This window comes from Mycolicibacterium aichiense (genome assembly GCF_010726245.1).
Lineage (GTDB): Bacteria > Actinomycetota > Actinomycetes > Mycobacteriales > Mycobacteriaceae > Mycobacterium > Mycobacterium aichiense.
This window is the reverse complement of sequence record NZ_AP022561.1, coordinates 389,773-413,052: the sequence shown is the minus strand read 5'-3', so window position 1 is coordinate 413,052 and position 23,280 is coordinate 389,773. Positions and strand designations below refer to the sequence as shown.

The window sequence follows — 23,280 nt, the reverse complement described above, 5'->3', positions numbered from 1 at the left end:
CTGCGAGATACATGCCCCATTACGGGGGCGTTAAACCCGGCGAGTTGTTTGCCCGCCCCACCGACCGGGAAGGCATTCGGTGTGAAAGCTTCCGATCTTGCAGCCCTTCCCATTGCCGCCGGCGCCGCACTGCGGCAGCGCCGTTTCTTCCATCCCAGCGGCGTATTGGCCAACGGCACGATCGAGCGGTTGTCGCCACCGCATGAAGGTCTTCCGGTCGAATCCGGCAACATCGTCGGGCGCGTCTCCAAAGCTCTCGGCACACCCGGCGCCCTGCCGGATGCCGCTGGGCTGGCCTGGCGGATGCCCCCTGCCGCGTTCGCTGCCACCCCGTGGGACGTCTTGCTGGTGTCTGCGGGGTTCGGGGCGAGCGCCTTCGTACCCAACCGGGTGGCATTGCGTGCGGTGACGTCATGGTCAGAGGCGGTGTATTCGAGCCTGCTGCCGCTGCGATACGAGGACGAACTGTGGTGGATCCGCGCCCGCCTGACCACGCCCGTCGGCGGCTCGGGATTGTCACTGCAGGCAGTGCACCAGCGGATCAACGGCGACGGCCTGGACTTCGACGTCGAGCAAGCGCGCGGGAACGGCGGATTCGAGCCGATGGCGACCCTGCGGCTCACCGAGGTGGTGCCGCTGAACCAGCACGCCGAGCATGACGTCTCGTTCGACCCGGTCCGCCACAGCGCACCGGACGTACAGGTCTGGCCGGAATGGTTGCGAAACGTCCGGGCCAAGGCGTACCGCAGCAGCCGAGAAGGACGCGACGCCGAGTCCTAGTCGGGCGGCTCCTGATCGGGCGACGCGGCGACGTCAGGGGCCACTTCGCGGGTGGACATCCCACCTTGCCCGCCCTTGTCCGCAGGACCGGGCCGTCCGCCACGCGGCTCGTCCTGGTGGTCGTCGGTGTAGTCGGCGTGATCTTCTTCATCCGAGGTGCGGTCTGTCATGACCAGCGGGATTACCCCGACACCTTTCGTTTGAACCCGTTGGTGGGCCGCATCACGCCGGCCCTAGCTGTTCGGTGCCAAACGCTGCGCGACCAAGGGATGTGCAATCAGTGTGCGGCGTCCCGCAGCTTCGCCAACAAGGGTTCAGCCGCCTTCGCCAGGAATTCGTCCTGCCCTTCGTCACCGATCTGCACGAGCGCGATGTCGGTGAATCCGGCGTCCCAGTACTTCTTGACTGATTCCACGATGGCGTCCAGGTCGGGTCCGCACGGAATGCTGTCCGCAACGTCCTGCGGTCTGACGAACTGGGTGGCGCCGGCGAACCCGGCCGGGGTGGGCAAGTCGGCGTTGACATCCCAGCCGCCGCCGAACCAGCGGAACTGGTCGTGCGCCCGCTGGATCGCGGCGTCGCGGTCGGGATCCCAACACACCGGAATCTGCCCGATGATCCGCCCGCCACCGGCCAGACCGGTGGCCTGGCGCGCCCGGTGCCAGGCGTCGACCAGTTTGCCGTCGGGTTCCACGGCGATCAGATGGTCACTCACCGTCGCGAAGGCATCGACCGAGCGCTCGCCCGACATTGCGACGCCGATGGTGACCGGTTCGTCGGGGACGTCCCATATCCGTGCCGAATCGACCTCGAAGTAGTCGCCCTTGTGGTCCACGAGCTCGCCGCTCAAGAGCTCGCGAATCACGACGATCGCTTCTTTGAGCATGTCCTGGCGCCGCTGGATCGTCGGCCACCCTTTGCCGACGACGTGTTCGTTGAGGTTCTCACCGGAACCCAGACCGAGGGTGAATCGCCCGTCGGCCAGGATCTGCAGGGTGGCGGCCTGTTGCGCGACCACGGCGGGGTGATAGCGCATCGTCGGGCACGTGACGTAGGTGTAGAGCGCCACCCGCTCGGTCGCGTGCGCGACAGCGCCCAGCGTCGTCCAGGCATTGGGTGCGTGCCCCTGGGAGGTCAGCCAGGGCGAGAAGTGGTCACTGGAGACTTCGAAGTCGAAGCCTGCCTGTTCAGCCGAAACAGCGTAGCGCACAAGGTCTTTGGGCCCGCTCTGCTCGGTCATCAGGGTGTATCCGAAGCGCGTCATGCGCGACGAGTACCCCGACGCCGGAGACCGAAACGACTACAAGCGTGCTTTGACCGCCGCGGACAGCCGCGATCCGTCGGCTTTGCCCGCGGCGATCGCGTTGGCCGCCTTCATCACCAGGCCCATCTGCTTGGTCGACGGGCGCTCACCGATCTCCTCGGCCACCTGGGCGATCGCGGTGTCGGCCACATCGGCCACCTCGGCGTCGGTCAGCGGAGTCGGCAAGTACTCGTCGATGATCCGGGCCTCGGCGTGTTCCTCGGCGGCCAGCTCGCCGCGTCCGTTCTGGGTGTAGATCTCGGCGGACTCGCTGCGCTTCTTGGACTCCCTCGCCAGGACCTTCAGCACCTCCTCGTCGGAGAGATCCCGCGCCTGCTTGCCGGAGACCTCCTCGGTCTGGATCGCCGCGAGCAGCAGCCGCAGCGTCGCGGTACGCAACTTGTCCTGGGTCTTCATCGCTTCGGTGAGGTCCGATCTCAGCCGGTCCTTGAGCTCCGCCATGGCGCAAACGCTACGCGCCCGGGACGGCGAGGACGTTGAGAAATACTTCGCCGCTCGACAGGATGGGCTGATGAGCTACGACGTCGGGGACGGTTGCCGGTGACGGTACCGCCTGCCGGACCTCCAGGACCGCCACCGGGATGGCCTGGTCAACCGCCCTTCCCGCCGCCCGGATATCCGCCGCCGGGCTACCCGCCGCCCGGCTACGGGCCACCGGGATATCCCCCGCCCGGCTACGGGCCGCCCGGATATCCCCCGCCCGGCTACGGGCCGCCCGGATATCCCCCGCCCGGCTACCCACCCCCGGGCTACCCACCGCCCGGCTACGGCCCCCCGGGATTCCCACCGCCCGGCTATGGCCCGCAGCTTCTGATGGCGGCCAAACCAGGCATCATTCCGCTGCGGCCGCTGTCGCTCAGCGACATCTTCAACGGCGCCGTCGGCTACATCCGCGCCAACCCGAAGGCCACGCTGGGCCTGACGACGGTCGTCGTGGTGATCACTCAGGCGCTGGCACTGATCCTGCAGCTGGGTCCGCTGCTCTCGATGGGCAAGGTGGGCGCCCAGACCGGCGAGGAGCTGTCCACGCCGGCAATGCTGGGTTCCGCGGCGTCCAGTGCGACCAGCGGGCTGACCACCGCCCTGGCCGGAATTCTGCTGTCCGGCATGCTCACCGTCGTCGTGGGCCGAGCCGTCTTCGGCACCAAGATCACCGTCGGCGAGGCATGGCAGCGCCTCCGCGGCAGACTGTGGGCGCTGATCGGCTTCAGCGCCATCGAAGTCCTCGCCGTCCTGGTGCTGGTCGGCGTTGTCGTGGCGGTCATCGCCGGTGTTGCGGTGGCCGGCAACGGCACCGCAGCGGTGATCGTCGGTATTCCGCTGGTACTCGGGCTGATCGCGGCGCTGGTCTACCTGTACACCGCGCTGTCGTTCGCGCCGGCAGCTGTGGTGCTCGAGCGTAAACCGGTCATGGCAGCCATCCGGCGCTCGTTTGGCTTGGTACGCAACCACTTCTGGCGCATATTCGGCATCCGGCTGCTGGCGTCGGTGGTGGCCGGGGTCATCGCCGGAGCGGTCGCCGTCCCGTTCAGCATCGCCGGACAGGTGTTCCTTCTCGGAGCGGACTCGTCGGGACCGATCATCCTTGCCACGACGTTGACGGCCATCGGCGGTGCGATCGCACAGATCATCGTCGCACCCTTCACCGCAGGGGTGACGGTGCTGCTGTACACCGACACCCGCATCCGCGCGGAAGCGTTCGATCTGGTGCTGCAGACCGGTGCCACCGCGGCGCCCGCGGACACCGGGGCCGCCGACGATCTGTGGCTCACACCGGGGCGCTGACGCGCCGATCACCATGCCTGTCATCGACATCGACCGGGAGACCGCTCACGACGCGGCCCAGCGTGAGCTGGCCAAACCGATCTACCCGAAGGAATCGTTGACCGACCGGCTCAACGAGTGGCTTCAGGAACTGCTGTATCGGGTGATCGCCAAGGGGGCTTCCATCCCGGGCGGGTGGTTGACCATCGCGGTGCTGGCGATCGTCGTGCTGGTGGCGTTCATCGTCGCGGTGCGGATCGCCAGGCGGACGATGCGCACCAAGCGGGGTGGTGATGCGGGCCTGTTCGGCACGCGCGAACTCAGCTCGGCCGAACACCGGGCCACCGCGCAGGCGTATGCGACGCAGGGTAACTGGGCTGCCGCCATCCGGCACCGGCTTCGCGCGGTCGCCCGCCATCTCGAGGAGATCGGACTGCTCAACGCGGTCCCGGGTCGCACCGCCAACGAACTCGCCGCGGACGCCGGCGAGCTTCTGCCCGCTTTCGGCGGCGACTTACGCCGGGCGGCAACGGTTTTCAATGATGTCACCTACGGAGAACAACCCGGCACCGAACCGGACTACCTGATGGTCGCCGCCCTCGACGAGGCCCTGCGCCGGCACGCCGGCCCGGCCTCTTCCGACGGCGGCGATGCTCCCGTCGTCGCCGACACGTGGGCTCCGCTGCGGTGAGCGCCACCCTCGGCCAGCGGTGGCGTACCGGACGCTGGATTGCCTTGGCGCTGATCGTGATCGCGGCGATCGCCGCGATCAGCGCGTTCCTCACCGCGCCGCGACCGGGCGGCCGGATGGATCCGGATTCCACCAGCCCCGACGGGGCGCATGCCCTGGTCGCCCTGCTGCGCGACCGCGGTGTCGACGTCGTCGTCGCCGACACCGTGGCCGATGTCGAAAACTCCGCCCGCCCGGACAGCCTCCTGCTGGCGGCCGAGACCTACAACACCCGGGGTGCGGATCTGCTGACCCGGCTGGCCGATGTCCCCGGAGACCGGCTGGTGCTGGAGCCCACCTCCCGGGCTCGACAGGCGCTGGCCGCCGACGTCCGCCTCGGCGGTGCCAGCATGCTCACCTCCGAGCCCGAGTGCAATCTGCGCGAGGCGACCCGCGCCGGCACTGTGCAATTGGGCGCCACCGACACCTATGAGAAGGCCGGCGACATCGATGTGACGCGCTGCTACGGCGGCGCAGTGGTGCGCTATCAGGACGGCGGACGCACCGTCACCGTCGTCGGCAGCGCGGACTTCATGACCAACGGCGGCCTGCTCAGCGAAGGCAACGCGGCGCTGGCGATGAACCTGGCCGGTGACCGGCCACGGCTGATCTGGTATGCCCCGCAGAAGCCGGAAGGCGAAGGGGCAGAAGGTTCATCGCTGACCGATCTGATGCCCGACGCGGTCAACTGGTTGGTGTGGCAGCTCTGCCTGGTGGTGGTGCTGCTGGCGGTTTGGCAGGGCCGCCGGTTGGGACCGCTGGTCGCCGAGAAACTGCCGGTGGTGGTGCGGGCGTCCGAAACCGTCGAAGGTCGCGCCCGGCTCTATAGGTCTCGCCGAGCCCGCGGACAGGCCGCCGAGGCTCTGCGCACCGCGACACTGCAGCGGCTGGCACCTCGACTCGGCCTGGGCCCCAGCGCCTCTCCTGCGGCGGTGACATCTGCGGTCGCCCAGCGCTACGCGGGGGACCCGAACACCCTGCAGCGCCTGCTTTTCGGTCCTCCCCCGTCGACCGATACCGATCTACTCCAACTAGCCAACGCACTCGATGACATCGAAAGGCAGGTCACGACGTCGTGACGAACTTTGCCCAGCCTCCCGCCCCCATCGCCGAGCACGATGCGGCGCGCAGCGCTCTGCTTGCCCTGCGCGGTGAGATCGCCAAAGCCGTCGTCGGCCAGGACGCCGTGGTGAGCGGGCTGGTGATCGCCCTGCTGTGCCGCGGACACGTTCTCCTGGAGGGAGTTCCGGGCGTGGCGAAAACCCTTCTGGTGCGGGCGATGTCGGCCGCGCTGCAACTGGACTTCAAGCGGGTTCAGTTCACCCCCGACCTGATGCCGGGTGACGTCACCGGGTCGCTGGTGTACGACGCCAAGACCGCGGCGTTCGTGTTCCACGAAGGGCCGGTGTTCACCAACCTCATGCTCGCTGACGAGATCAACCGGACCCCACCGAAAACCCAAGCCGCACTGCTGGAGGCGATGGAGGAACGTCAAGTCAGCGTCGACGGTGAGCCGCGGCCACTGCCGGACCCGTTCATCGTGGCCGCCACCCAGAACCCGATCGAGTACGAAGGCACCTATCAGTTGCCCGAGGCGCAGCTCGACCGGTTCCTGCTGAAGCTGAATGTCCCGCTGCCACCGCGCGATCAGGAGATCGCGATCCTGTCCCGGCACGCGAACGGATTCGATCCGCGCGACCTGAGCGCCATCCGCCCGGTGGCAGGCACCGCCGAACTGGCCGCGGGCCGCGAAGCGGTCAAGCGGGTGCTGATCGCCGACGAGGTGTTGGCCTACATCGTCGACATCGTCGGCGCCACCCGCAATTCCCCATCGCTGCAGCTCGGTGTGTCACCACGCGGCGCGACCGCCCTGTTGGGCACGGCGCGGTCCTGGGCGTGGTTGTCCGGACGCGGATACGTGACCCCCGACGACGTCAAGGCCATGGCCCGGCCGACGCTGCGGCACCGTATCGCGCTGCGCCCCGAGGCCGAACTCGAAGGAGCTACCCCCGACGGCGTGCTGGACGGCATCCTGGCCGCGGTGCCGGTGCCGCGCTAGTGGTCCTCACCGGACGCGCCGGCCTGATCGCCCTGCTGGGCGCCCTCCCGATCACGCTGTCGCCCTGGCCGGCAACGACATTCATCGTTGCACTGCTCGTGCTGCTGCTCATCGTGGCCCTCGACATGGCGCTCGCCGGAAGTCCGCAGGCCCTGCGCCTGACCCGCGAGCCCGACACCTCCGCGCGGCTGGGGCAGACGGTCGATGCCGTCATCCACATCCACAACACCGGCGGCCGCCGGTTCCGCGGTGCGGTGCGCGATGCCTGGCCGCCCAGCGCCTGCGCCGAACCCCGCGCGCATGCACTGTCGTTGCGAGCGGCTGAAACCGGCACCGTCACAACTGTTCTGCGGCCCGTTCGCCGCGGCGATCTGCGCTCGGAGGTGATCACCGTCCGCTCGATCGGGCCGCTGGGTGTCGCCGGGCGGCAGCGGTCTCATCCGATCGCGGGGCAGGTTCGGATCCTGCCGCCGTTCCTGTCGCGCAAGCATCTGCCGTCCCGGCTGGCCCGGCTGCGGGAGATCGACGGGCTGATGCCGGTGCTGATCCGCGGCCAGGGCACCGAATTCGACTCGCTCCGCGAGTATGTCGTCGGCGACGACGTCCGCTCGATCGACTGGCGCGCCACCGCCCGCCGCGCCGACGTAGTGGTGCGCACCTGGCGCCCCGAACGGGACCGGCGTGTGGTGATCGTGCTCGACACCGGCCGCACGTCGGCGGGGCGCGTCGGTGTCGATCCCACCGCCCGGGACCCGGGTGGCTGGCCACGGCTGGACTGGTCGATGGACGCCGCACTGCTGCTGGGCGCGCTGGCATCGCGCGCGGGCGACCACGTCGACTTCCTGGCGCACGACCGGCTCACTCGCGCAGCGGTGTTCGGCGCATCCCGCACCGAGCTGCTGGCCCACCTGGTGGAGGCGATGGCGCCGCTGGAGCCGGCGCTGATCGAATCGGATGCGACCGCGATGGTGGCTGCCGTCCAGCGCCGGGTGCGCCGCCGCGCGCTGGTGGTGCTGCTGACCGACCTCAACTCCTCTGCGCTCGATGAGGGGCTGCTGCCGGTGCTCCCACGGCTGTCGGCCAAACACCAGGTGATCGTTGCCGCGGTATCGGATCCGCGGGTCGACGAGCTGGCTGCCGGTCGCGCCGACGCTGCCCAGGTTTACGACGCGGCTGCCGCCGAGCGGGCCCGCAACGACCGGCGCAGCATCGCCAGCCGACTGCGGCACAGCGGTGTCGAGGTCGTCGACGCGGCGCCGGAGGATCTCGCGCCGGCCCTGGCCGACCGCTACCTGTCGATGAAGGCCACCGGCCGCTTGTAGCTCAACCCGTCGGCACGACGTCGGGGGCGTCCTCGACGTCGCCGGTTTCTCCAGCGCGGCTGGCTTTGCGGCCGAAGTACACGACATACGCCAGGAATCCGGCCTCTGCGGCCACTCCGATGCCGATTCGGACGAAGGTGGGCAGCGGTGACGGCGTCACCAGCGCCTCGATCAGCCCCGACACCAGCAGCACCCCGGCGAGCCCGACCGCCGCCGCGACCACCGCACGGCCCTGCTCGGCAAGCGCCTGTCCCCGTGGCCGGTCGCCCGGGGAGATGACCGTCCACCCCAGTCGCATGCCGACCGCTCCGGCCAAGAAGACCGCCGTCAGCTCCAACAGCCCGTGCGGAATCAGCAGCCCGAACAGCACATCGGCTTTGCCCGCGTGGATCATCAAGCCGCCGACCACGCCGAGGTTGGCCGCGTTCTGGAAGATCACCCACGGGATCGGGATGCCGAGCAGGATCGCGAACCCGATGCACTGCGCGGCCACCCAGGAGTTGTTCACCCACACTCGCAAGGCGAACGAGCCTGCCGGGTTCTCGCTGTAGTACGAGGCGAAGTCGTGGTTGATCAGATGGTCGATCTCCTGCGGTGTGCTCAGCGCCGACTGCACCTCCGGGCTGCCGCCCACCCAGATCCCGATGACAGTTGCCACCGCGAAGAACGCGACGGCCGTCGCCAGCCACCAGCGCCATGCGCGGTAGGCCACCACGGGGAACGACACCGTCCAGAACCGGGCGAACTCATGCCACATGGGGGCGTGCGCACCGGTGACGGCCGCGCGGGCCCGCGCCACCAGGCTGGAGAGCCGACCCACCAGAACCGAGTCCGACGAGGCCGAACGCACCATCGACAGATGCGTCGAGACCCGCTGATAGAGCTCGACGAGTTCGTCCACCTCCGGCCCGGAAAGGCGCCGGCGCCGCTTGACCAGGTGCTCGAGCCGAGTCCAGGTGTCCTGGTGGGCCAGCACGAATGCGTCGACGTCCACCCGGCCGACACTAGTACCGTGGACCGTTATGGTGCCCGAGACGGTGGTGACCGGGGACGCCGTCGTCCTCGACGTCCAGATCGCCCAACTGCCGGTGCGGGCCGTCAGTGCGCTCATCGACATCGCGGTCATCCTGGTCGGCTACGTCATCGGTGTGCTGCTGTGGGCCGCCACGATCACCCAGTTCGACGAGGCGCTGTCCGCCGCGGTTCTGATCATCTTCACGGTGCTGGTGATGGTCGGCTACCCGGTCGTTTTCGAGACTGCCACGCGGGGAAGGACACTCGGCAAGATCGCGATGGGCCTTCGGGTGGTGTCCGACGACGGCGGCCCGGAACGGTTCCGCCAGGCGCTGTTTCGGGCACTGGCGGGTTTCGTGGAGATCTGGATGTTCATGGGTGGACCCGCGGTGATCTGCAGCCTGGTCTCGCCACGGGGCAAACGTATCGGTGACGTGTTCGCCGGAACCGTGGTGATCAGTGAACGCGGCCCGAAGATGCCGCCCCCGCCCGTGATGCCTCCGTCGCTGGCGTGGTGGGCTTCCTCGTTGGAACTCTCTGCGCTCGGCCCTGAGCAGGCTGAGCTGGCACGCCAATTCCTGGCTCGTGCACCGGAATTGGATCCCTATGTGCGTGACGATATGGCGTTCCGCATCGCCGTCGACGTCGTAGGCCGCATTTCGCCTCCGCCGCCACCGGGCACGCCGCCGCAATACATTCTGGCTGCCGTGCTCGCCGAGCGGCACCGCCGCGAGCTGACTCGGCTCCGCCCGCCGGATCCTGCACCGCACTTCCCCGCCGGGCCGCCGCCGTCGTATCCTGCTGGGCCGCCGTCATATCCGGTCACGCAGGCGCCGGGGCCCGTGCCGCCGGCGCCCCCACCCCGCACTGACGGGTTCGTACCACCCAGCTAGCGCAGCCGAACGCCGATCAGCATCAGCACCGAACCGGCCAGCGCCCCGACCGTCCGCACGTGATTCCACAGCGTCCACGTCCGGTAGTAGTCCTGCCACGGCAACCCGGCCGCCAGCCGGTCGTTCAGCGGCACGTTGACCGCGACCGTCACGACGAACGGCACCAACGCGAGCACCGCCCCGACCACCAGCCAGCCGCTGCCCGGATGGCGCCATTGCGTCAGGGCGGCGACGCCCACGACGACCGCAACCAATGCCGAGCCCATGAAGAGGATCAAGAACGGGCCGTTGGTCGCCGCCTCAGCGTTGATGCCGCGCATTGCGGCGGCGGCATCGGGATACTCCGTTCGGTCCAGGCCACGCATCACGAACGTGGAGAAGGCATAGAAGACGCCGCCGACGACGGCAGCGGCGATCGCGGCGACGGTGGCCAGCACGATGACGGGAGAGTTCGACATGCTGTCAGTAGACCGGCTACTGATGAGACGCAGAATCGCTCAAGCTCGTCGATTCATACGCCTAAGTCTCTACTCTGGGCGGCGTGGACGCGTTGGTGGGCCTGCTCGACGGGGTTCGCGCTCATGGCGCGTTCGTTCTGCGGATGGTGCTCGACCCACCCTGGTCCATGCGGCTCCAGGACGAGGCGCCGTTGACGGTCATCTGCGTGACCGACGGCGGCGCAGTGCTCTGCCCGGACGGTGGCGAGGCGATCGCCCTGCATCCCGGTGACGTGGCCCTGACCCGTGGCACCGCGCATTACGTGCTCGCCGACGACATCGGAACACCCGCGCAGATCGTCATCCACCCGGGTCAACGGTGCACGACGCTGACCGGTGAGGACCTCGCGTTCGCGATGACGCTGGGTGTGCGGACGTGGGGCAACAGCGCGACGGGCGCCACCCGCGCCGTTGTGGGGGCCTATGAAGGCCACAGCGCGGTGAGCGCCCGGCTACTGGGCGCGCTGCCGAACATCGCCGTGCTGCGTGCCGCCGACTGGGCCAGTCCACTTCCGCAAGCATTGGCCACCGAGGCCGTCCGCGACGGCCCCGGTCAGGAAGCCTTCCTCGACCGGCTGCTCGATCTGCTCCTGCTGGACTTCCTACGAACCTGGTTCAGCCGGCCCGGCAACGCTCCACCCTGGTGGACCGCCGGGACCGATGAGCTCGTCGGTCCGGCGATTCGACTCATGTACAACGAACCGGCTCACCCCTGGACCGTTGCGAATCTTGCTGCCGCGGTGGGGAGTTCACGTGCTTCATTCGCCAGGCGATTCACCGCGCTGGTCGGCGACTCACCGATCGCGTTCCTGACCGCGTGGCGGCTGGCCCTGGCCGCAGATCTGTTGAGCTCCTCGGACCTCACCGTCGGCGCCGTCGCACGCCAGGTCGGCTATGGCACACCGTTCGCGCTCAGCACCGCGTTCAAACGTGCCCACGGCCTGAGCCCGGCTGCCTTCCGGGCTAGGAGAACGTAGCGAACAGAATCGCGATGTCGATGATCAGCAGGACCCACGCGATGACGGGAACCACCCAGCCGCGGGGATGTTTCGCCGTGAAGACGGTGATGAAGACAGCCAGCACCGCGATCACCGGAGCGCCGTAGGTGAGCAATCCGTAGAGAAAGCCGCTCGGCTTCGGGCAATTGGGATTGCTGCACGCAGCGGTACCCATCACCGCGCCCATCGCGAACAATTGGACGGCGCCCGCGCCTACGAGGGTGGACAGCGCCAGCAGCCAGTTGATCCAGAGGCGAGCCCGCGGCGCCTTTTCGGGGTGCGTTTCGGTGGCGTTCGATGCGCTCATGGACGTCGGCTACCCCAACCGGACAACCGGCACACGTCGCGACGCTAGGGAGCTGGGGCGGGTGGCTGCGCCCGGTGCCGTCGAGCCGCGATCACGCTGGCTATCGACGTGACGCCGATGGTCAGCAGCGCGCCGAGCATCAGGGCGGAGGGCTCGCCCGCGTTGAGCAGACGGTTCTGCGTGCCGAGAGTGGCCGCGGCGACCGGCACTCCGAGTTGGGCGGCGGCCAGCGCGGCCAGCGCCAGAGGCTGTCCGGTCAGCCGTCCGGCGCAGTGCGCCAGTACCGCGCCGACGCCCAGGCCAACCCCCAGCAGGATGTAGGCCGGATGGTCGCCGAGTTCACGCACCTGCAGCGAGGCTCCTAGCCAGACAAAGAACAACGGGCTGAACAAACCCTCGGTGATGCCGAACAGCTGGCGGGCCAGTCGCCTCGGTTCGCCCGCAGCCTTGACAGCCAGGCCCAGAGCGAAGCCGGCCAACATGATCGACACGTGGGTGGTGATCGCGAGGGTCGCAAGCGCGAACAGGACGAGCAAGCTGATGCGCAACTCGAGGGCGAAGTTGTTCCGCTCGGAGAAGTGATGCAGCCGCCTTCGCCAACCTCTGCGGGTGGACACCCAGAGCCCGAGGAAAACCGCACCGGCGCAGAGTGCGATCAGCAGCGCGCCGGAGGCGGCGGCCAGCGCGTGGCCCGGGTCGATCACCAAGGGCAGCAACACGATCGACGTCGCGTCCGCGATCGCGATCTGCGCGGTGACGGCCTGCACCGCGGCCCCGCCGAGGCCGAGTTGCTGGATGACCGGCAGGGCCAGTGCTGCCGACGACGACGCCATCAACACCGCATACACGCCGGTGTGACCGGTGTGGAACACCGCAGCCAAACCTGCCGCCAAGCCGGTCGCGACCGCGCCGACCAGAACCGCCCGAACGACCGCCATCGGAATCGAGGACCGCAGGGTGACGTCACGGATCGGCACATGCGTGCCCACCACGAACATCACCAACGCGAACCCGATGTCGGCCAGCAGCGTGAATGTCTTGTCACCGGGGTCGACGAGGCCGAAACCCGTTCTGCCGATAAGCAATCCCACCGCCAACTCGCCGATGACGACCGGAATCCGCAGTCTCGGCACCGACGCCAGAAGTGGTCCGGCCAATCCGACGACCGCGACCAACGCCAGGGTGGAGAAGCCGAAGCTCACGCCGGGTGCACCCACGACACCAGCCGGCACGGGATCGCGGTGTTCTCGTCGGTGAGGAAACTGGCGCAGACCCGGTGGTAGCCGTCGGCGATCTGCATGGCGTCGGCAGGGGTGCCACGCACCAGCAGTATCGGGGAGAGCTTCTTGCCCGCCTCGATCTTCGCCAGATCGGACTTCACATGCGGATTGTCCACGGGCAGCGCCGTCAGCCGGGCCGCTCGGAGAATGTCTTTGGCCTTGCGGTACATCGGTTTCACCGATCGAAGGGCGGTCACCGTGGCTGTCACTGTGGCGTCTTCGGCGAGCATGCTCAAATAGTCCGCCGCCGCGTCATAGTCGTGGTCTTCCGGGTCGTCCAGCCATTTCACCGCCATGGTGTGGTGAGGGTACTCGCAACCCCTACAGGCCAAAGCGTTTCATGAGGACGGGCAGCGGATCGGCAGCGTCGCGGGTGCCGCGGGGTCCGGGCTGTTCCGGGGCGACGAACACGTCCGGACGGGTCCACTCCCGCACCGCCCAGCGCTCAGCGATCGCCCACCGGCCGGCTCGGCGCTCCATCAGGTCGACGTAGCGTGCGCCGGTGGTGAAATTGGCGCGCCGGCCTGAGCCCGGCGGGCCCCAATGCGTTGCCATCACGTAGGTCTCGCTGATGGCGGTGTCCTGGTCGACGAAGTCGACGTGGTGGTTGCCGATGAAATGCATTGTTCCGGCGAGATATTCGAGGCTCTTACTCACCCACGAGACGTATCCGCCGACGGTTCCATCGAAACCGGTGTGATGGTCGATGCCGTCGTCGTGGTAGGCCTGCCGCACAAGATCGAAGTCGAGGCGGTCGATGCCTCGGCAATAGAGAGCGACCACATCGCGGATCGCGTGGATATCGGTTATCCGGTCAGACACCGTAACCGCCGTCCACGTCCAGCTTCTGGCCGGTGATGAACCCGGCGCGCGGCGAAGCCAGGAAGCACACTGCCTCGGCGATATCGGCGGCATCGCCGAAGCGACCCAGCGGGGTGTTGCGCCGGGCGGCGTCGAGCGCCTTCTCGTCGAGGTCGCCGTCGGCGATCAGTCGCTGCGCGTTGCCGTCGACGAGCATCCCCGGACCGACGCAGTTGGCGCGCACCCCGAATCTGCCCTCCTCGGCGGCGATCCCGCGGATCAGCGCTTCGATGGCGGCCTTCGGGGCGACCGACAGCCCGTCGCGGACCGCGAAGCGTCGCGTGGCGGCGGTGGTGACGGCCACGAGACTGCCCCGCGATGAGCGAAGGTGCGGCAGGGCGGCAGCGACGACGTTGAAGAAGCCGGCGGTGTCGGTGCCCAGCTGCTGATCGAACCGGTCGGGATCGACGGTGCTGAGGTGCCGCATCGGCACGTGCGCGCCGGCGGCATGGACGACGGTGTGCACGCCCCCGTCGTAGGCAAGGGCATCGACAACCCGCCGCACCTCCGGGGCGTCGGTGATGTCGAGTTGCTCGGCAGTGACGCCTATTCCCGCGAGTTCCGCCGCCTTGCTTGCGTTGCCGCGGTAAGTGAAGCCCACCCGGGACCCGCGCGCGGCCAGCATCCGGACGATCTCGGCGCCGATCCCGCCGGTGCCGCCGACGACGATGGCCGTGCCCGGTAGCGCGCTGAAGTCGCCCATGAGCTCATATCGTCGCAGGGTCGACGCCGGGCGGGTGCCGGAGTACCGCTACGCGGGAATCCAGTTGCCGTGGAAGCCGTATGGAACCCGCCGCGGCAGCTGGATTCGGGCCACCGGTTTACCCGCGAAGTCCGACGCATCCAGGATCACCAGATCGCTTCCGTCGCGCGCGCCGTCGTACACGTAGGCGATGTACCAGCCGTTGCTCTCGTCGGCCGGTCCCGATGTGGACGGGACGAAGACCGCCTCGCCCGGCCCGCCCGGCACCAGTCCGGTGCTGAACCGGTGCTCGACGGCGCTGCCGTCGGTCAGGTCGTGGCGGACCAGGCTGGCGTCGCCGACGGAGACCGAGTAGCGCGCGGGCAGGCCGGCCAGCCGGTCATCGATCCGCGGGAATTCCACCGCACGGTCGTCGAGCTGACGCTCGCTGACCGTGCCGTTCTGCAGGTCGATCGTCCAGCTCCACATCACCGCGTTGGCGTCGAATCCGCCGTTGTCCCGCCAGAGTTCGGCGTACCGGACGGCCTGCAGCACAATCGATTTCCCGTCAACGGATTCGTGTGCGTTGGCGACATGGAAGACGTAGCAAGGGTCGATGTCGAACCACCGCACCTCGCCGAACGGATCGTCGCGCCGCAGCACTCCGAGCCGGGCGCCGTAGTCGTCGTCCCACCGGTATGGCATGTCACCTTCGCCGCTCATCGCGATGTCGAGGTTGAACACGATCGGCAGGTCCATGAAGATCACGTGCTCGGCGGTCATCGCGAAGTCGTGCATCATGGTGTGCGCCTTGACATCCAGCGGACGGTTGACGGTCAGCTCACCGTTGGCGTCGGCGCGGTGGTAGGTGACGTACGGCTCGAAGATGCTGCCGTACCCGAAGAAGTGGAGTTCCCCGGTGGTCGGGCAGATCTTGGGGTGTGCAGTCATCGAGTTCTGCAGCTTGCCGCCGAAGTCGTAGCAGCCCACCGTCTCCAGCTCGTTGGTGATCTCGTACGGGAACGAGGACTCCACCAGCGCCAGCGTCTTGCCGGCGTGGTTGACGACGTGGGTGTTGGCGACGGCGGCCCGCAGGTCACGAGTGCCGTCCTCGCGGTACAGCGGGAACGGGTCGACGAAACTGTCGGTGCGCACCCAGCGGTTGCGGTACCACTTGGCCGCGCCATCTTCGATGCGCACGCCGTGGATCATCCCGTCGCCGGTGAACCAGTGACTGTTGGCCTCCCGCGGGTTCGGCCCGTTGCGCAGGTACCAGCCGTCGAGTTCGGGCGGGATCGCTCCCTCGACGGGCAGCGTGTACTCGGTGAGCTCGTCCGGCACCGGCGCGTAGTTACCGCGCTGGAAGAACTGCCCTTCGGCGGGCAAGTTGGTTGTGTCGGTGGTGGTGTCCGTCATGCCGCTAACTGTGACAGTCCACTGATGACCTGTCAATAGTGGTGTATGAGATAGTCCATAACTGACATGTCGAGCCTTACGATGGTCGCGTGAGTCTTCGGTACGCGGCGCTGGGCCTTCTCGCCCAGGAGCCCGGCAGCGGGTACGACCTGCTCAAACGCTTCGACGTCTCGATGGCCAACGTCTGGCCGGCGACTCAGAGCCAGCTTTACGGCGAGCTCAACAAGCTCGCCAATGCGGGCCTGATCGAGGTCACCGACGTCGGCCCGCGTGGACGCAAGGAGTACCGCGTCACCGACGCCGGGCGCCAGGATCTGCTGCGCTGGATGACCAACCCCCAGGACGACCCGCCCTACCGCAGCGCCGAGTTGCTGCGGGTGTTCCTGCTCAGCGAGATGACGTCCGAGCAGGCCCGGGCCTACATGGTCTCGGTCGCCGAGCACGCCGAAGCCGAGCTCACCCGCTACGAACAGGTGCGCGACTGTATGGAGTGGGGCGACACCGACGTCGGCTTCTACGGGCGCGCGGCCCTGGAATTCGGACTGCGAGTGGAGGCCATGGAGGCCGACTGGGCGCGCTGGGTGGTCAAGGAAATCGACCGGCGATCCAACTAACCGTTGCATCGCGATAGTTTCCGATATATCGTCAACGTATCGGAAGCGCATTCGGCGTTTCCCGACCAGAAACGAGAACCTCTATGAACACCCCATTTCCCCAGTTCGGAGGCCCGGATATGGGCCGCCCCGGCTTTGGTCCCGGCTTCGGTCCGGGTTTCGGTTTCGCACCCACCGGCCGTGGCCGCCGGCACGGCCGTCGCGAGCTCCGCGATCAACTGCGTGAGCAGTTCCGCGAGCATGGCGGCCACCACGACGGTCCGCCGTTCGGCCCGCGCGGCGGCTTCGGTCCCGGTTTCGGCCCGGGCTTCGGTCCCGGCTTCGGTCCCGGTGGCGGCGGACGCGGCGGTCGCCGCGGACATGGCCGCGGCCGCGGTCGTCGCGGTGACGTGCGTGCCGCGATCCTCAAGCTGCTCGCCGAGCGGCCGATGCACGGCTACGAGATGATCCAGGAAATCGCCGAGCGCACCCAGGATCTGTGGAAGCCCAGCCCCGGCTCGGTCTACCCGACTCTGCAGCTGCTGGCCGACGAAGGCCTGCTGGTGGCAACCGAATCCGAAGGCAGCAAGAAGCTTTTCGAGCTGACCGACGAAGGCCGCGCCGCCGCCGACAAGATCGAGACCGCCCCGTGGGACGAGATCACCGAAGGCGCCGACCCGGGCCAGGTCAACATCCGTGCTGCGGTAGGCCAGTTGTTCGGTGCCGTGCGGCAGGCGGCTTTCGCTGCCAACCCGGAGCAGCAGCAGCGCATCATCGACATCGTCAACAATGCGCGCCGCGAGATCTACCAGATCCTCGGCGAATCCGAGTAACCAGAACTTGGGCGCGGTTTCGTGCGCACAGCGCTCGAAACCGCGCCCAGTTCATGCTTCGATGCCACAGTGCTGAGACTGATCGCACTGGCCGTCACACTCTGCATTCTCGGTGGGGCACTACCGTCCGCCAGCCGAGCCGACACCTGGCGTGTCGTCCGCACTGTCATGCTCATGCGCCACGGGGTGCGGCCGCCGAACAAGGAACCACCAGTCCCGGTGTCGATCGCTCCTGACCCGTGGCCGGCGTGGAGCACCCGCCCGGGCTGGCTCACCGATCACGGCGCGGCGGCCGTTCGTCTTGTCGCAGCCGCCGACGCGCGCCGCTTCATCGCCGACGGCACACTGCCCGCTCACGCCTGCCCTCCCCCGGGTTCCGTCCGGGTCGTATCCGACTCTCTGCAGCGCACCATCGCGACCGGTGACGCGTACGCCTCATCGCTGGCCCCCGGCTGCGGGATCGTGAATCACCATGCCCCACAAGGTGAAGCGGATCCGCTTTTCGACGCGTACCGCACATCGGACATCACGACCGCTGCGGCACAGGAGGCTGTCGCGTCGGCGGTCGGGCCCGGCGGCGTGACTGCGCTCGCGCAGCAATACCAGTCGGCGCTCGACGCCGTGACCCACATCGTGTGCGGCAACCGGCCTGATCGGTGCGGTCTCGCTGATGTGCAGAGCGGCACCGAGGTCGACCCGTCCGGCGCCCACCGCCCCCGACTCACCGGCGCCTTGGCCTACGGGTCGGTGATCTCCGAAGTGTTGGAGCTCGAATACGCCGAAGGCAAACCGCGTGCCGATGTCGGGTGGGGACGTGCCACCGCCGACGACATCCGGCTGGTCGGAGGCCTTCACGCGCTGGAGCTGTCGATCATCGCCCGGCCCCGCCCACTGGCTGTGGCCAACGCGGGCAAGATCGCCGACGTCATCCGCGACGCTGTGGACACCGGGCCGCCGCTGACCGTCATCGTCGGGCATGACACCGAGGTCGCAAACATCGCCGGCCTACTCGACGCCCATTGGTCCGTCACAGGTTTCGCCGATGACGAACCGGCACCCGGCGGCGCGCTCGTCTTCCAGCTGCTCGAGGCGCCGAACGGAGACCAAACCGTCCGAGCCTGGTATCGCTCTCAAACGCTGGAGCAGATCCGCGCACTCACCGACGGCGATTCGACGTGGGTTCCGCTGGCAATCCGCGGTTGCCCCGGCGAGCTGTGCTCACTCGACTCGTTCGTCACAGCGCTGACGGCCTAGACCTCGACCCAGTCCAGCGTGCGCTGCACGGCTTTGCGCCAACCGGCGTAGCCGGCCTCACGCTGATCGTCGTCCCACACCGGCGACCATCGCCGGTCCTCCTGCCAGTTGGCGCGCAGGTCATCGGGATCGGCCCAGAATCCGACCGCCAACCCGGCGGCATAGGCCGCACCCAGTGCGGTGGTCTCGGCAACCACCGGGCGCACCACGTCCACGCCCAGAACATCGGCTTGGATCTGCATGCACAACTCGTTCTGGGTGACGCCGCCGTCGACTTTCAGAATCTCAAGGTGCACACCGGAATCGGCTTCCATAGCGTCGACCACGTCGCGACTCTGATAGCAGATCGCCTCCAGCGTCGCGCGGGCGACATGCGCGTTCGAGTTGTAGCGGGACAACCCGACGATCGCCCCGCGCGCATCCGAGCGCCAGTACGGTGCGAAGAGTCCCGAGAACGCCGGCACGAAGTACACGCCGCCGTTGTCAGCTACCTGCCGGGCCAAGGTCTCGCTCTGCGAAGCCCCGCTGATGATGCCGAGCTGATCGCGCAGCCACTGCACCGCCGAGCCGGTCACCGCGATCGAGCCCTCAAGGGCGTAAACAGGTTTCGCTTCTCCGAACTGGTAGCACACGGTGGTCAGCAACCCGTTCTCGCTGCGCACGATCTTCTCGCCGGTGTTGAGCAACAGGAAGTTGCCGGTGCCGTAGGTGTTCTTGGCTTCACCGGGGCTCAGGCACACCTGCCCCACCATCGCCGCCTGCTGATCGCCGAGGATCCCGGTCAACGGCACCTCACCGCCCAGCGGTCCAGCGGGTAGCGTCACCCCGTACGGCTCGGGTGACGAAGACGGCCTGATCTCCGGCAGCATCGCGCGCGGAATCCCGAAGAGCGACAACAGTTCATCGTCCCAGTCCAGGGTTTCCAAGTTCATCAGCATGGTGCGACTGGCGTTGGTGACGTCGGTGACGTGTACGCCGCCGTGCGTTCCCCCGGTCAGATTCCACAGCACCCAGGTGTCCGGAGTGCCGAACAACGCGTCACCGCGTTCGGCGTCGGCGCGCAGGCCGTCGACGTTCTCCAGGATCCACTGCAGCTTGCCCCCGGAGAAGTACGTGGCCGGCGGCAGGCCGGCTTTGCGCCGGATGATGTCACCGCGGCCGTCCCGGTCCAGCGCGGCCGCGATGCGGTCGGTGCGGGTGTCCTGCCACACGATCGCGTTGTGGTACGGCCGTCCCGTCTTGCGGTTCCACACCAGTGTGGTCTCCCGCTGGTTGGTGATGCCCAGCGCAGCCAGGTCCTCGACGGACAGTTTCGTCTTGTTCAACGCCGAGACCACGACGGTCTGCGTGCGTTCCCAGATCTCCACGGGGTTGTGCTCCACCCACCCGGACTTGGGCAGGATCTGTTCGTGCTCGAGCTGATGCCGGCCCACCTCAGCGCCCTTGTGATCGAAGATCATGCAGCGGGTGCTCGTGGTGCCCTGGTCAATCGAGGCGACGAAGTCAGCCAACAGTGCTCCTCTGACGTGTGATGCTGCCGATGCAGCCGACCTTTCGTCCATGATGGCCTACATGGCATCCGAGATCACCGACATCGCCGACATGCCGCGGGGTGGCCCGGATGCGTCGTGTCTGGATCGCCTGCTGGAAACCGACCGGCCGGAATACCTCGACCGTGACGACGTCGACGACGAGGTCAAGCGTGGAATCGTGACGGCGCTGGACGTGATCGGCAACCTGTTTCGCGAACACGACCGCAATGCCGAGCTGGTGCTGCGCGAGGTCGCCGACGTCATCGACCCCACCATCCTGGAACTCGGCGCCGGTCATGGCGCACTATCGCGCAGGGTCCTCGAGCAGCATCCGACCGCCCACGTCACCATCTCCGACGTCAACGCCGAGTCGGTGGTGGCGATCGCGGCATCCGATCTCGGTGACCACCCGCGCGCCACAGTGCGCACCATCGACGCGACCGCGATCGACGCCGACGACGGCTCGTTCGACCTGGCGGTCTTCGCGTTGTCGTTTCACCATCTGCCGCCCACCCAGGCCGCCCTGGTTCTCGCCGAGGGCACCCGGGTGGCCGACGAGCTCCTGGTCATCGATCTGCCCCGGATGCCCTCGCTTCTGCACATTGCCAAGCTGGCCGCGATGGCGCCGCTGGTGTGGTGGCCGTTCGTGCACGACGGTCTGGTCAGCTCGCTGCGCTCCTACAGCCCGTCGGCGCTGCGCGCGCTCGGCGCCCATGCCGGCGTCGAGGTGGAGGTCAGCACCAACCCGTTCGATCGCCAGGTTCTGCGGGCGCGGCGGCGCGAGTGATGGCGATTTGCTTGCGCAGCTTGGTCTGAACCGGTTCCATCGACCCCATGGGCGACGAGGTCACGCACGCCACCTTCAACCGGGCGCATCGGCAGCAGTACCGGCGCAAGGTCCAGTTGTGTCTGGACGTGTTCGAGACAATGCTGGCCCAATCCAGCTTCGAATTCGACCGACCGCTGACCGGCATGGAGATCGAGTGCAACCTGGTCACCGATGACTACCAGCCGGCGATGTCGAACCAGGAGGTCTTGGCCGCGATCGCCGATCCGGCCTACCAGACCGAATTGGGCGCCTACAACATCGAATTCAACGTCCCGCCGCGACCTCTGCCCGGTCGGACGGCACTGGAGTTGGAGGCCGAGGTACGGGCGAGCCTGAATGCCGCCGAGACGAAGGCGAACACCGACGACGCGCACATCGTGATGATCGGCATCCTGCCGACGCTAATGCCCGAGCACCTGACCGGCCACTGGATGAGTCCGTCGCTGCGCTATCAGGCGCTCAACGATTCGATCTTCACCGCCCGCGGCGAGGACATCCTCATCGACATCACCGGCCCCGAGCGGCTGAGCATGCACGCGGAGTCCATCGCTCCTGAATCCGCCTGCACCAGTATGCAATTGCACCTGCAGGTATCCCCGGCCGACTTCGCCGCCAACTGGAACGCCGCTCAGGTGCTGGCCGGTCCGCAGCTGGCTCTCGGCGCCAACTCGCCGTACTTCTTCGGTCACCAGCTGTGGGCCGAGACCCGTATCGAGCTATTCGCCCAGGCGACCGACACCCGGCCCGACGAACTCAAGGCCCAAGGCGTGCGTCCGCGAGTGTGGTTCGGGGAGCGCTGGATCACCTCGATCTTCGACCTCTTCGAAGAGAACGTCCGCTACTTCCCCTCCTTGCTGCCCGAGATGTCCGACGAGGATCCGGTAGCCGAGTTGGCGGCCGGCCGCACGCCTGCCCTGTCCGAGCTGCGGCTGCACAACGGGACGGTGTACCGCTGGAACCGGCCGGTCTACGATGTCGTGAACGGCCGGCCGCATCTGCGGGTGGAGAATCGCGTGTTGCCCGCGGGACCCACTGTCGTCGACATGATGGCCAACTCGGCGTTCTACTACGGCGCCTTGCGAGTATTGGCCGAAGAGGACCGCCCGTTGTGGACGAAGATGAGTTTCACTGCCGCACATGACAACTTCATCGAATCTGCTCGGCACGGCATGGATGCCCGGCTGTACTGGCCCGGGCTCGGCGAGATCACACCCGACGAGTTGGTGCTGCGTACCCTGCTCCCGATGGCCGATGAGGGGCTGCGGCGCTGGGGCGTGGCCACCGAAGTACGCGACCGCTATCTCGGCGTGATCGAGGGTCGCGCCAAGACTGGACGCAACGGGTCGGCATGGCAGATCGCGACGGTGCAGGCGCTGCAGGATCGCGGCATGGCGCGACCACAGGCACTCGCCGAGATGCTGCGGCGCTACTGCACCCTGATGCACAGCAACGAACCGGTGCACACCTGGGGCAGCACCGAGTGACCGCGGGTCCTTGTACGTTGAGGACATGGACTCTGAGGTGATGGACTGGGACGGCGCCTACAGACAAGAGGGCGCCTTCGCCGGGCCGCCGCCGTGGAACATCGGTGAACCGCAACCCGAACTTGCTGCTCTGGCTCGCGACGGGAAGATCAGCGGTCATGTGCTGGACGCCGGCTGCGGGCATGCCGAACTCGCCTTGGCCCTCGCGGCGACAGGCGCCACCGTCGTCGGTATCGACGTGTCGCCAACGGCGATCACGGCGGCGACCGAGGCCGCCCGGCAGCGCGGCTTGAGCAACGTGACTTTCGTGTGCGCGGATATCACCTCCTTCACCGGCTACGACGAGCAGTTCGCCACGATCATCGACAGCACGCTGTTCCATTCGCTTCCGGTCGACGCCCGCGACGCCTACCTCCGTGCGATCCATCGGGCCGCCGCGCCCGGGGCACAGCTCTACGTGCTGGTCTTCGCAAAGGGTGCCTTCCCGCCGCACCTCGAGACCAAGCCCAACGAAGTCGACGAGGACGAGCTGCGCGCCGCGGTGTCGAAGTACTTCGTGATCGACGACATCCGGCCGGCGAAGATCCACTCCCACAAACCGGCGTTCGCCGACATACCAGAGGGTGCGATGCCGTTCGACCTCGACACGAAGGGCCGGCTGATGATGCCGGCCTACTTGCTCAGCGCCCACAAGAACGGCTGAGTGCCGCCCGGCACTGCCGGCGCAAGAATTTGCGGTTGCCTACTATTGCGTCCGAGTTTTTGGATCTAGCAAACGAATTCCCGCACCGTCCCCTAGGCTGTCCCTCGGCGTCGGGAGACCAGACG

Annotated in this window: 26 protein-coding genes; 14 read left to right on the top strand and 12 right to left on the bottom strand. The window is 67.9% G+C overall.

Annotated features, from left to right (window positions below):
- The first annotated feature begins 81 nt into the window (after positions 1 to 81).
- Positions 82 to 780, top strand: coding sequence for a phosphodiesterase (locus tag G6N32_RS01920; RefSeq protein WP_115317592.1), 699 nt, complete (start codon positions 82 to 84; stop codon positions 778 to 780).
- On the opposite strand, the gene G6N32_RS28420 is transcribed toward G6N32_RS01920, so the two are convergent.
- The 3 genes from G6N32_RS28420 to G6N32_RS01910 form a co-directional block, all read right to left on the bottom strand.
- A complete protein-coding gene (locus G6N32_RS28420) occupies positions 777 to 950 on the bottom strand; it encodes a hypothetical protein (protein WP_170310573.1) in 174 nt (57 codons plus the stop codon). The two genes, G6N32_RS01920 and G6N32_RS28420, sit on opposite strands and share 4 nt — an antisense overlap.
- Before the next feature lie 107 nt (positions 951 to 1,057).
- Complete coding sequence (locus G6N32_RS01915; protein WP_115317593.1) at positions 1,058 to 2,044, bottom strand: LLM class F420-dependent oxidoreductase; 987 nt, start codon at positions 2,042 to 2,044, stop codon at positions 1,058 to 1,060.
- Between the two features lie 36 nt (positions 2,045 to 2,080).
- Positions 2,081 to 2,545, bottom strand: coding sequence for a GatB/YqeY domain-containing protein (locus G6N32_RS01910; RefSeq protein ID WP_083120853.1), 465 nt, complete (start codon positions 2,543 to 2,545; stop codon positions 2,081 to 2,083).
- A 93-nt stretch (positions 2,546 to 2,638) separates the two neighbouring features.
- Between G6N32_RS01910 and G6N32_RS01905 the strand changes: the two genes are divergently transcribed.
- The 5 genes from G6N32_RS01905 to G6N32_RS01885 are packed head-to-tail and all read left to right on the top strand — an operon-like array spanning position 2,639 to position 7,979.
- Positions 2,639 to 3,889, top strand: a complete 1,251-nt coding sequence (locus G6N32_RS01905) for a DUF7847 domain-containing protein (RefSeq protein WP_410432842.1) — start codon at positions 2,639 to 2,641, stop codon at positions 3,887 to 3,889.
- 13 nt (positions 3,890 to 3,902) lie between these two features.
- Positions 3,903 to 4,559 carry a DUF4129 domain-containing protein gene (locus G6N32_RS01900; protein WP_115318895.1) on the top strand — a complete coding sequence of 219 codons (657 nt, stop codon included), beginning with the start codon at positions 3,903 to 3,905 and terminating at the stop codon, positions 4,557 to 4,559.
- Entirely contained in the window at positions 4,556 to 5,677 is a 1,122-nt protein-coding gene (locus G6N32_RS01895; RefSeq protein WP_115318896.1) for a DUF4350 domain-containing protein, read from the top strand. The genes G6N32_RS01900 and G6N32_RS01895 overlap by 4 nt, the downstream gene beginning before the upstream one ends.
- Positions 5,674 to 6,657 (top strand): AAA family ATPase, encoded by a 984-nt coding sequence (locus G6N32_RS01890; RefSeq protein ID WP_115317595.1) that lies wholly within the window; start codon positions 5,674 to 5,676, stop codon positions 6,655 to 6,657. The genes G6N32_RS01895 and G6N32_RS01890 overlap by 4 nt, the downstream gene beginning before the upstream one ends.
- Positions 6,657 to 7,979: a DUF58 domain-containing protein gene (locus tag G6N32_RS01885; RefSeq protein WP_115317596.1), complete on the top strand. Its 1,323-nt coding sequence runs from the start codon at positions 6,657 to 6,659 to the stop codon at positions 7,977 to 7,979. The genes G6N32_RS01890 and G6N32_RS01885 overlap by 1 nt, the downstream gene beginning before the upstream one ends.
- Position 7,980: 1 nt before the next feature.
- Here G6N32_RS01885 and G6N32_RS01880 read toward each other — a convergent pair whose 3' ends face one another.
- Positions 7,981 to 8,973: a stage II sporulation protein M gene (locus G6N32_RS01880; RefSeq protein ID WP_115317597.1), complete on the bottom strand. Its 993-nt coding sequence runs from the start codon at positions 8,971 to 8,973 to the stop codon at positions 7,981 to 7,983.
- Between the two features lie 28 nt (positions 8,974 to 9,001).
- On the opposite strand from G6N32_RS01880, the gene G6N32_RS01875 reads away from it, so the two are divergent.
- Positions 9,002 to 9,886, top strand: a complete 885-nt coding sequence (locus tag G6N32_RS01875; protein ID WP_115317598.1) for an RDD family protein — start codon at positions 9,002 to 9,004, stop codon at positions 9,884 to 9,886.
- Here G6N32_RS01875 and G6N32_RS01870 read toward each other — a convergent pair.
- Positions 9,883 to 10,344 (bottom strand): anthrone oxygenase family protein, encoded by a 462-nt coding sequence (locus G6N32_RS01870; RefSeq protein WP_115317599.1) that lies wholly within the window; start codon positions 10,342 to 10,344, stop codon positions 9,883 to 9,885. The two genes, G6N32_RS01875 and G6N32_RS01870, sit on opposite strands and share 4 nt — an antisense overlap.
- A gap of 83 nt (positions 10,345 to 10,427) precedes the next feature.
- Here G6N32_RS01870 and G6N32_RS01865 point away from each other — a divergent pair, with 83 nt between their 5' ends.
- Complete coding sequence (locus tag G6N32_RS01865) at positions 10,428 to 11,360, top strand: AraC family transcriptional regulator (protein ID WP_115317600.1); 933 nt, start codon at positions 10,428 to 10,430, stop codon at positions 11,358 to 11,360.
- Here G6N32_RS01865 and G6N32_RS01860 read toward each other — a convergent pair.
- The 6 genes from G6N32_RS01860 to G6N32_RS01835 are packed head-to-tail and all read right to left on the bottom strand — an operon-like array spanning position 11,347 to position 15,927.
- Positions 11,347 to 11,688, bottom strand: a complete 342-nt coding sequence (locus G6N32_RS01860; RefSeq protein ID WP_232077443.1) for a hypothetical protein — start codon at positions 11,686 to 11,688, stop codon at positions 11,347 to 11,349. The two genes, G6N32_RS01865 and G6N32_RS01860, sit on opposite strands and share 14 nt — an antisense overlap.
- 44 nt (positions 11,689 to 11,732) lie before the next feature.
- Positions 11,733 to 12,905 (bottom strand): cation:proton antiporter, encoded by a 1,173-nt coding sequence (locus G6N32_RS01855; RefSeq protein WP_232077441.1) that lies wholly within the window; start codon positions 12,903 to 12,905, stop codon positions 11,733 to 11,735.
- A complete protein-coding gene (locus G6N32_RS01850) occupies positions 12,887 to 13,264 on the bottom strand; it encodes a hypothetical protein (protein ID WP_115317601.1) in 378 nt (125 codons plus the stop codon). Before G6N32_RS01850 ends, G6N32_RS01855 begins: the two co-directional genes overlap by 19 nt.
- Positions 13,265 to 13,289: 25 nt before the next feature.
- A complete protein-coding gene (locus tag G6N32_RS01845) occupies positions 13,290 to 13,790 on the bottom strand; it encodes a nuclear transport factor 2 family protein (protein WP_232077439.1) in 501 nt (166 codons plus the stop codon).
- On the bottom strand, positions 13,783 to 14,532 hold the full coding sequence (locus G6N32_RS01840) for an SDR family NAD(P)-dependent oxidoreductase (protein ID WP_115317603.1): 750 nt from the start codon (positions 14,530 to 14,532) through the stop codon (positions 13,783 to 13,785). Before G6N32_RS01840 ends, G6N32_RS01845 begins: the two co-directional genes overlap by 8 nt.
- Before the next feature lie 48 nt (positions 14,533 to 14,580).
- Positions 14,581 to 15,927, bottom strand: coding sequence for a carotenoid oxygenase family protein (locus G6N32_RS01835; protein ID WP_115317604.1), 1,347 nt, complete (start codon positions 15,925 to 15,927; stop codon positions 14,581 to 14,583).
- A gap of 89 nt (positions 15,928 to 16,016) precedes the next feature.
- Between G6N32_RS01835 and G6N32_RS01830 the strand changes: the two genes are divergently transcribed.
- The 3 genes from G6N32_RS01830 (at position 16,017) to G6N32_RS01820 (ending at position 18,607) form a co-directional block, all read left to right on the top strand.
- Positions 16,017 to 16,541 (top strand): PadR family transcriptional regulator, encoded by a 525-nt coding sequence (locus G6N32_RS01830; RefSeq protein WP_115317605.1) that lies wholly within the window; start codon positions 16,017 to 16,019, stop codon positions 16,539 to 16,541.
- Between the two features lie 83 nt (positions 16,542 to 16,624).
- Positions 16,625 to 17,353: a PadR family transcriptional regulator gene (locus G6N32_RS01825; protein WP_115317606.1), complete on the top strand. Its 729-nt coding sequence runs from the start codon at positions 16,625 to 16,627 to the stop codon at positions 17,351 to 17,353.
- 69 nt (positions 17,354 to 17,422) lie between these two features.
- A complete protein-coding gene (locus tag G6N32_RS01820; RefSeq protein WP_115317607.1) occupies positions 17,423 to 18,607 on the top strand; it encodes a histidine phosphatase family protein in 1,185 nt (394 codons plus the stop codon).
- On the opposite strand, the gene glpK is transcribed toward G6N32_RS01820, so the two are convergent.
- Entirely contained in the window at positions 18,604 to 20,169 is a 1,566-nt protein-coding gene (gene glpK / locus G6N32_RS01815; RefSeq protein WP_163789082.1) for a glycerol kinase GlpK, read from the bottom strand. The genes G6N32_RS01820 and glpK overlap by 4 nt on opposite strands.
- Before the next feature lies 1 nt (position 20,170).
- Between glpK and G6N32_RS01810 the strand changes: the two genes are divergently transcribed.
- From G6N32_RS01810 to G6N32_RS01800, 3 genes are read left to right on the top strand one after another with little or no spacing between them, the layout of a single operon-like run.
- The gene (locus G6N32_RS01810) at positions 20,171 to 20,926 is read left to right on the top strand and encodes a class I SAM-dependent methyltransferase (RefSeq protein ID WP_115318899.1); all 756 of its coding nucleotides are present in this window, start codon (positions 20,171 to 20,173) and stop codon (positions 20,924 to 20,926) included.
- A gap of 47 nt (positions 20,927 to 20,973) precedes the next feature.
- A complete protein-coding gene (locus G6N32_RS01805) occupies positions 20,974 to 22,452 on the top strand; it encodes a glutamate-cysteine ligase family protein (RefSeq protein ID WP_115317609.1) in 1,479 nt (492 codons plus the stop codon).
- A gap of 25 nt (positions 22,453 to 22,477) precedes the next feature.
- Positions 22,478 to 23,155: a class I SAM-dependent methyltransferase gene (locus G6N32_RS01800; RefSeq protein ID WP_115317610.1), complete on the top strand. Its 678-nt coding sequence runs from the start codon at positions 22,478 to 22,480 to the stop codon at positions 23,153 to 23,155.
- Positions 23,156 to 23,280 lie beyond the last annotated feature (125 nt).

What these genes read in the sequence shown, in the direction of transcription:
- G6N32_RS28420 (WP_170310573.1), bottom strand. Translation starts at nt 950, where the DNA reads ATGACAGACCGCACCTCGGATGAAGAAGATCACGCCGACTACACCGAC.
- G6N32_RS01915 (WP_115317593.1), bottom strand. Translation starts at nt 2,044, where the DNA reads ATGACGCGCTTCGGATACACCCTGATGACCGAGCAGAGCGGGCCCAAA.
- G6N32_RS01910 (WP_083120853.1), bottom strand. Translation starts at nt 2,545, where the DNA reads ATGGCGGAGCTCAAGGACCGGCTGAGATCGGACCTCACCGAAGCGATG.
- G6N32_RS01900 (WP_115318895.1), top strand. Translation starts at nt 3,903, where the DNA reads ATGCCTGTCATCGACATCGACCGGGAGACCGCTCACGACGCGGCCCAG.
- G6N32_RS01875 (WP_115317598.1), top strand. Translation starts at nt 9,002, where the DNA reads ATGGTGCCCGAGACGGTGGTGACCGGGGACGCCGTCGTCCTCGACGTC.
- G6N32_RS01870 (WP_115317599.1), bottom strand. Translation starts at nt 10,344, where the DNA reads ATGTCGAACTCTCCCGTCATCGTGCTGGCCACCGTCGCCGCGATCGCC.
- G6N32_RS01860 (WP_232077443.1), bottom strand. Translation starts at nt 11,688, where the DNA reads ATGAGCGCATCGAACGCCACCGAAACGCACCCCGAAAAGGCGCCGCGG.
- G6N32_RS01850 (WP_115317601.1), bottom strand. Translation starts at nt 13,264, where the DNA reads ATGGCGGTGAAATGGCTGGACGACCCGGAAGACCACGACTATGACGCG.
- G6N32_RS01840 (WP_115317603.1), bottom strand. Translation starts at nt 14,532, where the DNA reads ATGGGCGACTTCAGCGCGCTACCGGGCACGGCCATCGTCGTCGGCGGC.
- G6N32_RS01835 (WP_115317604.1), bottom strand. Translation starts at nt 15,927, where the DNA reads ATGACGGACACCACCACCGACACAACCAACTTGCCCGCCGAAGGGCAG.
- G6N32_RS01825 (WP_115317606.1), top strand. Translation starts at nt 16,625, where the DNA reads ATGAACACCCCATTTCCCCAGTTCGGAGGCCCGGATATGGGCCGCCCC.
- glpK (WP_163789082.1), bottom strand. Translation starts at nt 20,169, where the DNA reads ATGGACGAAAGGTCGGCTGCATCGGCAGCATCACACGTCAGAGGAGCA.
- G6N32_RS01810 (WP_115318899.1), top strand. Translation starts at nt 20,171, where the DNA reads ATGGCCTACATGGCATCCGAGATCACCGACATCGCCGACATGCCGCGG.
- G6N32_RS01805 (WP_115317609.1), top strand. Translation starts at nt 20,974, where the DNA reads ATGGGCGACGAGGTCACGCACGCCACCTTCAACCGGGCGCATCGGCAG.
- G6N32_RS01800 (WP_115317610.1), top strand. Translation starts at nt 22,478, where the DNA reads ATGGACTCTGAGGTGATGGACTGGGACGGCGCCTACAGACAAGAGGGC.